Consider the following 13,882-nt stretch of genomic DNA (forward strand, 5'->3'; position numbering starts at 1 on the left):
CCGGGCCGCGCGGCAAATCGCGTGCGTACGGTCGGTCGGATCGTTCCACTCCCCGCAAATTGAAGGTTATTCCGGAACGGCCGAGAAACATTTGCGACACAGCGGGGTTACAAACACCCAATCATGCTGAATCCTCGTCCCCCCGCCGCGCACATTCTCGCCTTTGCCCAGACCCTCGACGGTGGCGGCGTGGAAAAGGCGTTGTTGCGTCTCGCCGGGGGGTGGGCGGAACTCGGGCGACGCGTGACGCTGGTGATCGGCGACGTTGCCGGACCGCTGTCGCGCGATCTTCCCGACGGCGTGGACGTACGGACGGTAAGGACGACGTCCATGGTCGGCATGCGCGCGATCGCGGCGTTGACCGAGTCGATCGATCCCGACGTGCTGTTCTGCCCGGGAAATCATTATACCGCGCTCGCGGCCTGGACGCGGCTTCGCCTCGGAACGCGGTGTCCGCCGATCGTCGCCAAGATTTCGAACGCGCTCGACCGCCGCGACCATAACGCACCGGTCGCTGCGGCCTATCGCACCTGGCTCAAATGGCATCCCAGCTTCGTCGACCGGCTGGTGGCGATGAGTCCGGCAATGGCGGACGAAGCCTGTACGATGATGGGGGCCCGGCGCGATGCGATCAGCGTGATCCCGAATCCGGTCCCGCGGCCGCTTGTCGCAACGGCACCGTCGGTCGTCCCTCGGGGACGGTTCCTGCTGGGCGTCGGCCGGCTGGCGCCGCAAAAGCGTTGGGACCGTTTGATCGATGCCTTTGCCGATATCGACGACCGCGACGTATCGCTGATGATCCTCGGTGAAGGGGCAGAGCGCGCAACGATCGAGTCGCGCATCGCCGCGCGCGGGCTCGGGCGGCGTGTCCTGCTGCCAGGCCATGTCGACGATCCCACGCCGGCGATCGCCCGCGCGACGGCGCTTGCGCTCGTCAGTGATTTCGAGGGCGTCCCCGGCGTGCTGCGCGAGTCGCTCGCGGTGGGAACGCCGGTGGTGGCAACTGACTCCAGCGTCGCGGTACGCGAGATCGTCACCAGTCCGGCGGTCGGCAGCGTGGTCGTGCCCGGCGACGCGGCGGGGCTAGTCGCGGCGCTTGAACATTGGCTGGAGCCCGGTCGCTCGCGGCCACAGCCAGTACCCCAGCCGGGCGAGAATGCCGCCGCGGCCTATCTCGATCTGTTCGACCACGCCGTTCTGGAGCGACGCTTCAGGCGGGGGTTGCAGCGCGCGGCTTGACCTGATCAGGGTGTGCCGCGGCGATTTCGGCGATCGTCGCTGCCGCGGCATCGGCAGCGACCAGCCGGGGAAAGCGATCGAGCGCCACATCGAACCGCCGGGCATTGTACAGTTGCGGCACGAGGCAGGCGTCCGCCAGATTGGGCCGATCGCCCCCGAGCAGCGGCCCCGCAGTCTCCGCCGCCATCTCCTCCAGGGCGCTTAGCCCCGTCTCGACCCAATGGACGTACCAGGCCCGGCGGGCCGCTTCGTCCGCGCCGAATTGTTCGGTCAGTCGATTCAGGACGCGCAGATTGTCGATCGGATGAAGATCGGCAACGACCGACAGCGCCTGCGCCAGCACCCGTGACCGTGCGATCGGGTCACGTGGCAGCATCGGGGTGGCGGGACAGGTCGCATCCAGATAATCGATGATAGCGAGACTCTGCGTCAGCACCGCGGTGCCGACATCCAGCGCAGGGACCAGTCCCTGGGGATTGCGCGCGAGATACGCCGGCGCGCGCTGCGCGCCCTGGGTTAGGTCGACCGCGACGCTGTCATACGCAACGCCCTTGAGGTTCAGCACGATCCTGACGCGATACGCCGCCGACGAGCGCCAGTAATCGTACAGGACCGGAGTCATGCGGTCTCTGCTTCGCCTTCCGCTTCCGAACTTCGTTCGAGCGCGACCTTGATCATCGCGGTCATCGGGTCGGCAAGCGTCAGCCCGAGCAGGCCGAACAACGTTCCCGCCAGGATCTGCGACGACAGCGTCAGGGCGGGCGGCAGGTCGACCGTCTTTTTGGCGACCATCGGGATGACGACATAGCCGTCGACCGCCTGGATGAAGACATAGATGCCGATCGCCCAGAAGCCGGTCTGCGTCCCGGCACTGAACCCCACCGCGACCATCAGAACGCCGCTGGTAATGGCGCCGATGTTCGGAATGAAGGCCAGCAGCCCGGTGATGATGCCCAGCACCAGCGCCATCGGCACGCCGGCGAATGCCAGCGCAACCCCGGTCATCGCGCCCTCCAGCGCCATGCCAAACAGACGCCCGGCAAGCAGGCGGCGCATCGTGGTTGCCATCTGGTCGATCGTGCCAGCGAAACGCGGGCGCATTTCGGTCGGGATCATCCATTCGAGCCCACGCCCGTACAGCCGTGGTTCCATCGCGACGAACAGGCCGATCACCAATACCATCACCAGGCTGGCCATCGCGCCGAAGAACGTCCCGAGATAGCTGGTCAGCTTACCGAACGAACCGAGCGCCTGCTGCAGCATCCCGTTGATATCGGCCTGTTGCGGCATGATGCCCTTGCTCGACGCCCAGCCCGCGAGACGGGTGGCCTGCGCGATCAGCGTCTGCTGGAGCTGCGCGAACTGCGCGGTGACCTGGACGCCGGTCAGCCACACCAGCCCCACAAGGAACACTACGGTCAGCAACACGACGATCATCAGCCGCCACGACCGCCCGATCGGCAGCACGCGGCCGAGCAAACGAACGCCCCCGTCGAGCATCGCGGCGAAGACCAGCCCGCCGAAGATGATCAGCAGCGGATGAATCAACAACACGAGCAGCGCGATGGCGCCCGCCAGCCCGAGCCACACCGTCGCCCGGGTCAGTTCCTTCCGAACGAACGGGTCGCGCAGCTCGTTGGGGGCAGGTTCACTAACCAGTTCTACGCTTTGGGACTCACTCATCAATTACGGCTCGCATGCAGGGAGGTGCCAGCGCGTCCACCACGGAACGACTGACCCCAGGTCAAGGGATTCCAGGAACCAAGCCCGGTCTTCGAAAAAGTAATGAATTCCGCGCGGCCACCAAGATATTCCCACGGCACTGGACCGCCAAGACCCTGTTCGGAAAGCGGAAAACGGCTGTCGGCGCTACGATCGCGATTGTCGCCCATCAGGAAGACATGGTTGGCGGGAATGGTCACTGCGGGATAATTGTCACCGGGATAGCTGCCCAGGTCGACCGTGTCGTAATGGCGGCCATTGGGGAGCGTCTCGGTCACCAGCGGCAGCCGGCAGAAGCTTTTGCCGTTGGGCGCGGTCTGTAGCGCATTGTCATATTGCGTCGGATCGCACGTCACGCCGGATTCGGGCGAGGGCAAGGGCGCATTGCCGTAATTGGGAATATCGACGTAATGGATGGGCCCGCGCTTCACGGGGACCCCGTTAAGAATGACGGTGCCGTCGCGCACTTCCAGCCGATCGCCGGGTAGGCCGATCAGCCGCTTGATATAGTCCGTCTTCGTTCCAGGCGGCGTCACGATCACGACGTCGCCGCGCTCAGGCAGGTGGCCGAGCAGGCGGCCGGGGAAGAAGGGCAAAAGGTGGAAGGTCGGCGAGACGAACGACCATCCGTAAGGGAACTTGCTGACCACCAGCTGGTCGCCGACGAGCAGACCGGGGAGCATCGATTCCGACGGAATGTAGAACGGCTTGGCGATGAAGCTGTGGAAGCCGAGGACGGCGAGGATAAGCCAGAAGATGCCGCGCAATTCCGATGCCCAGTCGGTGCCCGGCTTCTTGCTCTGCTTCCCGCCGGTCGTGGTGCGGGCATCGTTGGCGCCTGCGCGCGGCTTGGGGTCGTCTGCGCTCAGGGCCAGCTCCTCGTTCATGTCTCGTCCCTCGGAACCGCTTCGATGATCACAAACGCTTGCGCCCAGGGATGATCGTCGGTCATCGTCAAATGTAGTCGCGCGACGTGGCCGTCAGGCGTCAACGCGTCAAGCCTTGCCTTTGCGCCGCCCTGCAGGTGCAGGGTCGGCGCGCCGGAAGGTGCGTTGACGACGCCAATATCCTTCATGAACACCCCGCGCTTGAACCCGGTTCCGACCGCCTTGGAAAAGGCTTCCTTGGCAGCGAAGCGCTTGGCGAGCGTGCCGGCCTTGGTGAACGGTCGGGCGGCACCCTTTGCCCGTTCGACGTCGGTAAAGACGCGCTGTTCGAAGCGCTCGCCGAAGCGGTCGAGCGATGCCTGGATGCGCTCGATGTTGCACAGGTCCGAGCCAAGACCGATGATCATGCTGCTCCCTCTCCCCGCTTGCGGGGAGAGGGCTGGGGAGAGGGGCAGTCCGGCCGCGCTGCGCTCATTGCAGCCCCTCTCCCCGCAAGCGGGGAGCGGAGAATGTGGCGCGCTTCACCGCGCCGAATCCATTGCGGCGCGCATCGCTCGGACCGCGTCGTCCAGCCCCACGAAAATCGCATCCGCGATCAGGCTGTGCCCGATGTTGAGCTCGCGAATCTGCGGGATTGCGGCGATCGGCGCGACATTGGCAAGCGTGAGACCATGGCCGGCATGGACCTCGATCCCGTTCTTGACGGCGAGCGCGGCGGCATCGGCGATGCGACGGAGTTCGTCTGCCTGCGCCGCGCCTTCCAGCTCGCAATAGCGCCCGGTGTGGAGTTCCACGACCGGCGCGCCGAGCCGGAGTGCCGCGTCGATCTGCGCCGCGCTCGGTTCGACGAACAGCGAGACGCGGATCCCGGCGGCACCCAGCTGTGCTACCAGCGGCTGGAGCATCGCGAACTGTCCCGCCGCGTCGAGTCCGCCCTCGGTGGTGCGTTCCTCGCGTTTTTCGGGGACGATGCACGCTGCGTGCGGACGGTGCCGCAACGCGATGTCGAGCATCTCCGCGGTCGCCGCCATCTCGAGATTGAGCGGTATCGTCAATTCGGACGAGAGCCGCGCAATATCGTCGTCGGTGATGTGCCGGCGGTCCTCGCGCAGGTGTGCGGTGATCCCGTCCGCACCCGATTCGGCGGCCAGCAGTGCGGCCCGGACCGGATCGGGATAGCCCGAGCCGCGCGCGTTGCGCACGGTCGCGACGTGATCGATGTTGACCCCCAGACGCAGCGCCCCGGTCATGCCGCGCGGCTGCCGGGCTTGATCGCGGGGATCGCGGCGAGTTCGGGCGGAAGCGCGTCGGCGCTGTAGGTCGGCACGTCGAGCCGGATCAGCGGGAAGAAGGGCACGCCGAGATCGGCGGTGCCGTTCGACCGATCGACCAGCGCGCCCGCCGCGACCGTCTCGCCGCCCGCCCGCGCGATCGCGGCGATCGCCTCGCGCGACGACAGGCCGGTGGTGACGACGTCTTCCATCATCAGTACCCTGGTGCCCGGTTCGAGCCGGAAGCCACGGCGAAGCTCGAACGTGCCGTCGGGACGTTCGAGGAACATCGCGGGGACGCCGAGCGCGCGGCCCATCTCGTGACCGGCGATCACGCCCCCCATCGCGGGCGACACGACCGCCGCGATCGTGCTGCGGACATGCTCCGGGATCCGGGCCGCCAGCGCTTCCGCCAGCCGTGCGCCGCGCGCCGGATCCATCAGCACGCGCGCGCATTGCAGGTAGCGGGAAGATCGCAGGCCGGACGACAGGATGAAGTGTCCTTCCAGCAACGCCTCGGCGGCACGGAATTCGGCCAGAACATCGTCTTCGGTCATTGCTTGCGGTCCAGTGATTGCGGCGGCCTGATTACGGGGCAGTGCCGCCTGACGCAACGATATGCCCGTAAAAAGCGTGGCGCGGCAAAAACGCGTTCCATAAAAACGGCCTGCGCGACTTGAGGCATCGGCATAGTCCGCTTATAGGCCCAAAAGAAAAAGGCGTATCCCCGCCGGATTGTCGTCGTATAGTCGGTGGAGTCGCCAGGGGTAGAAACAGAGGATGCGTATGATCGGATTCAAGTCGATCGTGCTGGCCGCGGGCCTCGCGATGGTTGCTACAGGGGCGGTTCAAGCCGCGCCACAAGCCGCTCCGGTCGTTACCGTTTCCAAGCCCGAAGTCACGCCGGCGCCCGCTGCCGCAGCGCCTGCTACACCGTCCGCGGCAACTGACCCGATGCTCGCGGTCGACGGCGCGCCCGCGATGGGGATCGACCCCAATATCGGGCAGCCGGTGCTTGGCCATATCTCGCTCCAGCCGCAGGTCACCAAGACCGGACGGCAGGCGGCGTGGTTCCACAATGCGCTGCTGATGCCGGTCATCACCGTCATCTCGCTGTTCGTGCTCGCGTTGCTCGGCCTTGTGATCGTGCGGTTCCGCCGGGCAGCGAACCCCGTCGCGTCCAAGACCTCGCACAACACCATCCTCGAGGTCGCCTGGACCGGCATCCCGGTGCTGATCCTGCTCGGGCTCGCGCTGCCGTCGATCGGGTTGTTGCAGGCGCAGTACAAGCCCGCGCCCAAGAATGCGGTCGTGTTGAAAGCGATCGGCAACCAATGGTATTGGTCTTACGAATATCCCGGCAACGGCGGGTTTTCGATCACGTCGAACATGCTGAAAGAGGCCGATCAGGTCGGCAAGGGCGAACGCGCCCGCGCCGCGGTCGACGGGCCGCGGCTGCTCGCGACCGATAATCGGGTGGTGCTGCCGGTCGGCCAGCCGATCCGGCTGATCACCACCTCCAATGACGTGATCCACAGCTGGGAAATCCCGGCGTTCTGGATCAAGCTCGACGCCATCCCGGGTCGCCTCAACGAGACCAGCTTCACGATCGAGAAGCCCGGCGTCTATTTCGGTGTCTGCTCCGAACTGTGCGGCGCACGGCACGGCTATATGCCGATCACCGTCGAGGCAGTGCCCCCGGCGGTGTTCGCCGCGTGGGTCAAGGCCAAGGGCGGGACGATGCCCGCCAATGGCGCGCCTGCAGCGCCGGTCGCCAAGACCCCGTCCGCCGTCGCGACGGGCGAGCCGACCGCGATCGGCAACGCCGCGGCCGCGGCGCTGCCGGCCGTGGCGCCCGTCGCCGGTGCCAGCCCGGTCGCTGCCCCCGCCGCCAATGCTTCCGCAGGGAACTGAGTCATGACCGATACCGCCCTGACCCCCAGCGCCTTCGAAGCGCATCACGACGACGCCCATGCGCATGACGCGCATGACATGCCGTTCTTCGCGCGTTGGTTCATGTCGACCAACCACAAGGACATCGGGACGCTGTACCTGATCTTCGCGATCGTCGCGGGGATCATCGGGGGCGGTATCTCGGGCCTGATGCGCGCCGAACTGGCGCATCCCGGGATCCAGTATCTCGGCTATTGGGCGAGCTTCCTGCCCGGTGGCGAGCAGGGGCTCGATCATTCGCTCCATCTGTGGAACGTGCTGATTACCGCGCATGGCCTGATCATGGTGTTCTTCATGGTGATGCCCGCGATGATCGGCGGGTTCGGTAACTGGTTCGTACCCATCATGATCGGCGCGCCCGACATGGCCTTCCCGCGAATGAACAACGTGTCGTTCTGGCTGCTCATTCCCGCCTTCACGCTGCTGCTGGCATCGCCGTTCTTCGGTGGTGCGGGCAATGGCTGGACGCTCTACGCGCCGCTCTCGACCTATGGCGAGCCGGGGCCGTCGACCGACATGGCGATCCTCGCGCTCCACCTTGCGGGCGCATCTTCGATCCTCGGCGCGATCAACTTCATCACAACGATCTTCAACATGCGTGCGCCGGGCATGACGCTGCACAAGATGCCGCTGTTCGTGTGGTCGGTGTTGGTCACCGCCTTCCTGCTGCTGCTGGCACTCCCGGTGCTCGCCGCCGCAATCACGATGCTGCTGACCGACCGCAACTTCGGCACGACCTTCTTCGATCCGGCGGGTGGCGGCGATCCGGTGCTGTACCAGCATCTGTTCTGGTTCTTCGGCCACCCCGAGGTCTACATCATGATTCTGCCGGGCTTCGGCATCGTCAGCCAGGTGATCTCGACCTTCTCGAAGAAGCCCGTCTTCGGCTATCTCGGCATGGCCTATGCGATGGTCGCGATCGGCGTGGTCGGCTTCGTCGTGTGGGCGCACCACATGTTCACGACCGGTCTCAGCGTGAACACCAAGATGTACTTCACCGCAGCGACGATGGTGATCGCGGTGCCGACCGGCATCAAGATCTTCTCGTGGATCGCGACGATGTGGGGTGGCTCGCTCACCTTCAAGACGCCGATGCTGTGGGCGATCGGGTTCATCTTCATGTTCACGGTCGGTGGCGTGACCGGCGTCGTGCTCGCCAACGGCGGCATCGACGATTACATGCAGGACAGCTATTATGTGGTGGCGCATTTCCACTACGTGCTGTCGCTGGGGGCAGTGTTCTCGCTGTTCTGCGGCTTCTATTACTGGTTCCCGAAGATGTCGGGGAAGATGTACAACGAGTTCCTCGGCCAGGTGCACTATTGGGTGTTCTTCCTGGGCGTGAACGTGATGTTCTTCCCGATGCATTTCCTGGGCTTGCAGAACATGCAGCGCCGCGTACCCGACTATGCCGATGCGCTTGCGCAGTGGAACTGGGTCGCGAGCATCGGCTATATGATCATGGCGGCTTCGATGGTGGTGTTCTTCGTCAACGTCATCATCTCGCTGATCGGTGGCAAGAAGGCTGGCGACAGCCCGTGGGGCGAAGGCGCAACGACGCTCGAATGGACGCTGTCTAGCCCGCCGCCGTATCACCAGTTCGAGACGCTTCCGCGGATCGACTGACGTTTTAACTCCCCTCCCGCGTGCGGGAGGGGTAGGGGTGGCCCTGCGCTCTGCTCCGACCGATTCCGCGAGGGGATAGCGCGAGCCCACCCCCAGCCCCTCCCGCGAGCGGGAGGGGAGGATTTTGTAAATGACCGTTGTGACCGTTTCCAACCCGAGCCTTCCCGCCGACTGGCGCGACTTCTTTGCGCTGACCAAGCCCCGCGTGATGCGTTCGGTCGTGTTCACCGCGCTGTGCGGATTGCTCGCCGCGCCGGTATCGCTGCCCCCAGTCCTCGCCTTCACCGCGATCCTCGCCATCGCGCTTGCGGCGGGCGCGGCGGGCGCGCTCAACCAATGGTATGAGTCCGACATCGATGCGCTGATGAAGCGCACCGCCAAGCGCCCGCTCCCCGCGGGCAAGATGGAGCGCGAGACCGCGCTCCAGTTCGGCGTGGCGCTCGGCGTGTTCTCGGTGTTGTTGATGGGGCTGGCGGTCAACATCCCCGCCGCCGCGCTGTTGGCCGTATCGATCCTGTTCTACGTGCTCGTCTATACCGTGGGCCTCAAGCGCCTGACCCCTCAGAACATCGTGATCGGCGGCGCGGCGGGCGCGTTTCCGCCGCTGATCGGTTGGGTCGCGGCGACGGGGTCGGTCTCGACGCTGCCGCTGCTGATGTTCGCGATCATCTTCCTGTGGACCCCGCCGCACAGCTGGGCGCTCGCGCTGCTGATCCGCGACGATTACGCCAAGGGTGGCGTGCCGATGCTGCCCGTCGTCGCGAGCGCCAGGACGACGCGCGCGCAGATGCTGTTCTATGCAGTGCTGATGACCGCGGCGGCGATCTCTCCTTGGCCGCTCGGCCTCGCGGGCTCGCTCTACGGAATCGTGGCGTCGGTGCAGTCGGCGGTCTTCCTCGGACTGACCGTCTGGGTCGTCGTCCGGCGCGCGGAGACGCCCGCGACGATGAAGGCCGAACGCTGGCTGTTCGTCTATTCGATCGGCTATATCCTCGCGATCTTCGCGACCCTCGCAACCGATCGGTGCCTGGCATGAACGAGCTTCCGGATCCGACCGCACAGGCGACGCTGGTCCGCAAGCGCCAGCGCGCACGCGCGACCGCACTGGCGATCATCCTGTTCGCGTTCGTGATCCTGGTGTTCGCGATCAGCATCGCCAAGATCAAAGCGGGGATGCCGCACGCATGATCCGTTCGATCGCCCGGATGGATCGCAAGCTGCGGACCGCAATGCTTGCGGTGCTGGGCATCTGCTTCATGTCCGGGCTCGGCTGGGCGAGTATCCCGCTGTACCGGATGTTCTGCCAGGCGACCGGCCTCAACGGCACGACGCAACGCGGGACGGTCGCGCCGGGGGCGGTCAAGAACCACCAGATCCGGATCGACTTCGACACCAATGTCGCGCCGCACATGCCGTGGAAGTTTTCGCCGGAGAACCCGTATGACACGGTCGACGTCGGCGCGCGCGACATGGCGTTCTTTACGGCCACCAACACCTCGAACAAGCCGATCACCGGCACCGCCACCTTCAACGTGACCCCCGCGCAGGCTGGCAAATATTTCACCAAGATCCAGTGCTTCTGCTTCACCCAGCAGACGCTCAAGCCAGGCGAGACCGCGCGCATGCCGGTGATCTTCTTCGTCGACCCGAAGATCCTCTCGGATCCGGACGCAAACGACGTCGAGACAATCACCTTGAGCTACACGTTTTACCCGGTGGATTCGGCGAAAGCCAAAAGCTAGGGTAGTAAAAACCGATCGATCCAACGATCATACGACGGGGATGCAGCATGGCCGGTGCCAAGAACCACGATTACCACATCCTGCCGCCAAGCATCTGGCCGCTGGCCGGAGCGATGGCCGCTCTTGCCATGGCGTCGGGCGGGATCATGTGGATGCACTCCGCGGTCGGCGGCGGCTTGGTATTTTACGCCGGGCTCGCTGGCGTTCTCGCGGTGATGTACGGCTGGTGGCGGCAGGTCATCCTCGAGGCGAATGCCGGGGATCACACCCCGGTTGTCCAGCTGCACCTGCGTTACGGGATGATCCTGTTCATTGCGTCGGAAGTAATGTTCTTCGTCGGCTGGTTCTGGGCGTTCTTCGATTTCTCCCTGTTCCCGGCGGGCGTGCAAGTGCTCGACGGGAAGGTCAGCCTGATCGCCGACGTCGCGCGCGGCGCGGGGCAGTGGCCGCCCAAGGGCCTCGAGGTGATCGACGCGTTCAAGTTCCCGCTGCTCAACACGCTGATCCTGCTCACCAGCGGCACCACCGTGACCTGGGCGCATCACGCGCTGATCCACGGCGATCGCGACGGGCTCAAGAAGGGGCTGTGGGCGACGATCATCCTGGGGCTGATCTTCAGCTCGATCCAGGCGTTCGAATATTCGGAGGCGCCGTTCCCGTTCAAGGGGCTCAACTATGGCGCGGCGTTCTTCATGTCGACTGGGTTCCACGGCTTCCACGTGATGATCGGGACGGTCTTCCTGATCGTCTGCCTGATCCGCACCTATCGCGGCGACTTCACCCCCAAGCAGCATTTCGGGTTCGAGGCGGCGGCGTGGTACTGGCACTTCGTCGACGTGGTCTGGCTGTTCCTGTTCGTCACCGTCTATGTCTGGGGCGGCTGGGGCGCGCCGGTCCATAGCGGGTGATGCCGCCGGAGCGGGGCCAGACCTTCGTCGCGCCGAACCCGGCGGCCGCCGCGCTCAAAGGGCTTTGCCCGCGCTGTGGCGCGCCGGGTCTGTTCCGCGGGTGGTTGGACTTCGCTGCGAAGTGCCCACGCTGCGGGCTCGATTACAGCGCGTTCAACGTCGGTGACGGGCCCGCTGCGATCCTGACCTTGGTGCTGGGCGCGCTGATCGTCGGGATCGCGATCGCGATCCAGCTGGCGTGGGGGCCGCCGATCTGGCTTCAGCTCGTTATCTGGCTGCCGATTACGGTGTTCGGCGTGGTCGGGTCGCTCCGTGTCGCCAAGGCGGCGCTGCTGGGGGCGGAGTATCGCAACGCCGCGCATGAGGGACGAATCACCCCGCCATGAAGCGCGTTCCGGTCTTCGCGACGATTCTGGTCGCGCTGGCAATCATTGCGATGGTTGCACTTGGCGTGTGGCAGCTCGGGCGGCGGGCGGACAAGGCGGCGCTGCTCGCCCATTATGCGCGGAACGTCACACTGCCGCCGGTCGCCTTCCCCGCAATCCCCGTCGACGACGGGCTTTTATTCCGCCGTTCCAGTGCCTTATGCCTTGAGCCCGTGAGCTTCGCGATCGAGGGCGGGCGCAATGCGCGCGGTGGCACGGGCTGGCGCCAGATCGCGCATTGCCGTACCGGCGCGGAAGGGCCGGGCTTCACGGTGCAGCTCGGGTTCGGCAAGGATCCGCATGCCAGGCCGTCGTGGAAGGGCGGGCCGGTCACGGGCTATATCAGCCACGCGCCCGACCATCAGCCGCTGATCGCCGGTCTGTTCGGCAGCGCCGCGCCCAAGACGCTGATGCTCGTGGCCGACCCGCCGCTCGCCGGGCTCGATCCGAATCCGCAACCCGATCTGTCGGCAGTGCCCAACAACCACCTCGCTTACGCGGTACAATGGTTCATCTTCGCCGCGATCGCCGCAATAATCTATGCGCTTGCGCTCCGGCGACGCACGGTTGCCGAGTCGGACGCATCCCGCTAACCGCAGTCGCCATGCGCTATATCAGCACGCGCGGCACTGCGCCGGCACTCGATTTCCGTGACGTGACCCTCGCCGGGCTGGCGAGCGACGGCGGATTGTACCTCCCCGAAAGCTGGCCGCAGTTCACGCCGGAGCAGATCTCCGCGATGCGCGGGCTTTCCTATGTCGAGACCGCGGTGCAGGTGATGTTGCCGTTCGTCGGCGATGCGCTGAGCGAGGCGGAGCTGCGCGGATTGTGCGAGGAAGCGTACGGCCGGTTTGCGCACGCCGCAGTCGTGCCGCTCGTCCAGCTCGATGCGCAGCACTGGCTGCTCGAGCTGTTCCACGGCCCGACGCTCGCGTTCAAGGACGTCGCGCTGCAATTGCTCGGGTTGCTGTTCGAACGCTTCCTGACCGGGACCAGCCAGCAACTGACCGTGATCGGCGCGACGTCGGGCGATACCGGATCGGCGGCGATCGATGCGCTCGCCGGGCGCGCCGGGGTCGACGTGTTCATGCTCCACCCCAAGGGCCGCGTCTCGGACGTCCAGCGGCGGCAGATGACCACGGTGATCGCGCCCAACATCTACAATATCGCGCTCGAGGATTCGAGCTTCGACGATGCGCAGGCGCTGGTGAAGGCGATGTTCAACGACGATGCCTTTTCGAAGCGGTTCGCGCTGTCGGCGGTCAATTCGATCAACTGGGCGCGGCTGATGGCGCAGGTGGTCTATTATTTCTACTCGGCGGTCCGGCTCGGCGCGCCCGAGCGGCCCGTCGCCTTCTCGGTCCCGACGGGCAATTTCGGCGACGTGTTCGCGGGCTATGTCGCGTCGAAGATGGGGCTGCCGGTCGCCAAGCTGATCGTCGCGACAAACGTCAACGACATCCTCGCGCGCGCTTTTTCGACCGGGGATTATTCGAGCCGGAGCGTCATCCCGACGCCGAGCCCGTCGATGGACATCCAGGTGTCGAGCAATTTCGAGCGCCTGCTGTTCGATCTCGGCGGGCGCGATGGCCACGCGCTCGCGGCGCAGATGCAGGGGTTCGAGGCGACGCGCGCGATGCAGCTGACCAATGCGCAGCGTGCCGGTGCCGCCTCCCTGTTTGCGAGCGACAGCGTCGATCTCGACGACATGGCGCTGGCGATGCGGCGGACGTGCGAGCGAAGTGGGCAGGTGATCGACCCGCATACCGCGATCGGGCTGGCGGCCGCGCACCGGGCGGGTCTCCCCGCCGACGTGCCGGTGGTGACGCTGGCGACCGCGCATGCCGCCAAGTTCCGCGACGCGGTCGAGCGCGCGACCGGGCAGCGGCCGGGCCTTCCGCCCCGGATCGGCGACCTGTTCGACCGCGAGGAGCGCTATGACACGTTGCCGGGGACGTTCGACGCGGTGACGGCGTATATCGCCGAGCGGGCGACGGCGAAATGATGGCGCGTTGCGGTGTCGCTGTCTCCCCTCCCTGGAAGGGAGGGGCCGGGGGTGGGTCGGCTCGTGGCGGCGTCGGCGCTTTCTTCACACCGACCCACCCCCAG

General features: G+C 65.9%; 16 protein-coding genes. 10 read left to right on the plus strand and 6 right to left on the minus strand.

The window, feature by feature from the left end; translation table 11 throughout:
* Nucleotides 1-123: 123 nt before the first annotated feature.
* Complete coding sequence (locus tag L8G49_RS20585; protein WP_242187863.1) at nt 124-1,239, plus strand: glycosyltransferase; 1,116 nt, start codon at nt 124-126, stop codon at nt 1,237-1,239.
* Here L8G49_RS20585 and maiA read toward each other — a convergent pair.
* The 6 genes from maiA to pyrE form a co-directional block, all read right to left on the minus strand.
* Nucleotides 1,211-1,861 (minus strand): maleylacetoacetate isomerase, encoded by a 651-nt coding sequence (maiA, locus tag L8G49_RS20590; RefSeq protein WP_242187865.1) that lies wholly within the window; start codon nt 1,859-1,861, stop codon nt 1,211-1,213. The two genes, L8G49_RS20585 and maiA, sit on opposite strands and share 29 nt — an antisense overlap.
* Entirely contained in the window at nt 1,858-2,922 is a 1,065-nt protein-coding gene (locus L8G49_RS20595) for an AI-2E family transporter (protein ID WP_242187867.1), read from the minus strand. Before L8G49_RS20595 ends, maiA begins: the two co-directional genes overlap by 4 nt.
* Nucleotides 2,922-3,848, minus strand: a complete 927-nt coding sequence (gene lepB / locus L8G49_RS20600; RefSeq protein WP_242138239.1) for a signal peptidase I — start codon at nt 3,846-3,848, stop codon at nt 2,922-2,924. Before lepB ends, L8G49_RS20595 begins: the two co-directional genes overlap by 1 nt.
* A complete protein-coding gene (gene acpS / locus L8G49_RS20605; protein ID WP_242187869.1) occupies nt 3,845-4,255 on the minus strand; it encodes a holo-ACP synthase in 411 nt (136 codons plus the stop codon). The genes lepB and acpS overlap by 4 nt, the downstream gene beginning before the upstream one ends.
* A 114-nt stretch (nt 4,256-4,369) precedes the next feature.
* Nucleotides 4,370-5,098 (minus strand): pyridoxine 5'-phosphate synthase, encoded by a 729-nt coding sequence (locus tag L8G49_RS20610; RefSeq protein ID WP_242187871.1) that lies wholly within the window; start codon nt 5,096-5,098, stop codon nt 4,370-4,372.
* Nucleotides 5,095-5,676: an orotate phosphoribosyltransferase gene (pyrE, locus tag L8G49_RS20615; protein WP_242138242.1), complete on the minus strand. Its 582-nt coding sequence runs from the start codon at nt 5,674-5,676 to the stop codon at nt 5,095-5,097. Before pyrE ends, L8G49_RS20610 begins: the two co-directional genes overlap by 4 nt.
* A gap of 229 nt (nt 5,677-5,905) precedes the next feature.
* On the opposite strand from pyrE, the gene coxB reads away from it, so the two are divergent.
* The 9 genes from coxB to thrC all read left to right on the plus strand — a co-directional run bounded on the left by coxB (nt 5,906) and on the right by thrC (nt 13,778).
* Nucleotides 5,906-7,033: a cytochrome c oxidase subunit II gene (coxB, locus tag L8G49_RS20620; protein ID WP_242187872.1), complete on the plus strand. Its 1,128-nt coding sequence runs from the start codon at nt 5,906-5,908 to the stop codon at nt 7,031-7,033.
* Nucleotides 7,034-7,036: 3 nt separating this feature from the next.
* Entirely contained in the window at nt 7,037-8,698 is a 1,662-nt protein-coding gene (gene ctaD / locus L8G49_RS20625) for a cytochrome c oxidase subunit I (RefSeq protein ID WP_242187873.1), read from the plus strand.
* Nucleotides 8,699-8,828: 130 nt separating this feature from the next.
* Entirely contained in the window at nt 8,829-9,734 is a 906-nt protein-coding gene (locus L8G49_RS20630; RefSeq protein ID WP_242187874.1) for a heme o synthase, read from the plus strand.
* Entirely contained in the window at nt 9,731-9,886 is a 156-nt protein-coding gene (locus L8G49_RS20635; RefSeq protein WP_242187875.1) for a hypothetical protein, read from the plus strand. Before L8G49_RS20630 ends, L8G49_RS20635 begins: the two co-directional genes overlap by 4 nt.
* On the plus strand, nt 9,883-10,440 hold the full coding sequence (locus tag L8G49_RS20640; protein ID WP_242138247.1) for a cytochrome c oxidase assembly protein: 558 nt from the start codon (nt 9,883-9,885) through the stop codon (nt 10,438-10,440). The genes L8G49_RS20635 and L8G49_RS20640 overlap by 4 nt, the downstream gene beginning before the upstream one ends.
* 47 nt (nt 10,441-10,487) lie before the next feature.
* Nucleotides 10,488-11,348 (plus strand): cytochrome c oxidase subunit 3, encoded by an 861-nt coding sequence (locus tag L8G49_RS20645; protein WP_242138248.1) that lies wholly within the window; start codon nt 10,488-10,490, stop codon nt 11,346-11,348.
* Nucleotides 11,348-11,734, plus strand: a complete 387-nt coding sequence (locus L8G49_RS20650) for a DUF983 domain-containing protein (protein WP_242138249.1) — start codon at nt 11,348-11,350, stop codon at nt 11,732-11,734. The genes L8G49_RS20645 and L8G49_RS20650 overlap by 1 nt, the downstream gene beginning before the upstream one ends.
* The gene (locus L8G49_RS20655) at nt 11,731-12,366 is read left to right on the plus strand and encodes an SURF1 family protein (RefSeq protein WP_242187876.1); all 636 of its coding nucleotides are present in this window, start codon (nt 11,731-11,733) and stop codon (nt 12,364-12,366) included. The genes L8G49_RS20650 and L8G49_RS20655 overlap by 4 nt, the downstream gene beginning before the upstream one ends.
* Before the next feature lie 11 nt (nt 12,367-12,377).
* Nucleotides 12,378-13,778 carry a threonine synthase gene (gene thrC / locus L8G49_RS20660; protein ID WP_242187877.1) on the plus strand — a complete coding sequence of 467 codons (1,401 nt, stop codon included), beginning with the start codon at nt 12,378-12,380 and terminating at the stop codon, nt 13,776-13,778.
* Nucleotides 13,779-13,882: the final 104 nt, after the last annotated feature.

The sequence above is a fragment of the Sphingomonas sp. CARO-RG-8B-R24-01 genome (assembly GCF_022662295.1).
In the GTDB taxonomy this organism is placed as follows: Bacteria; Pseudomonadota; Alphaproteobacteria; order Sphingomonadales; family Sphingomonadaceae; genus Sphingomonas.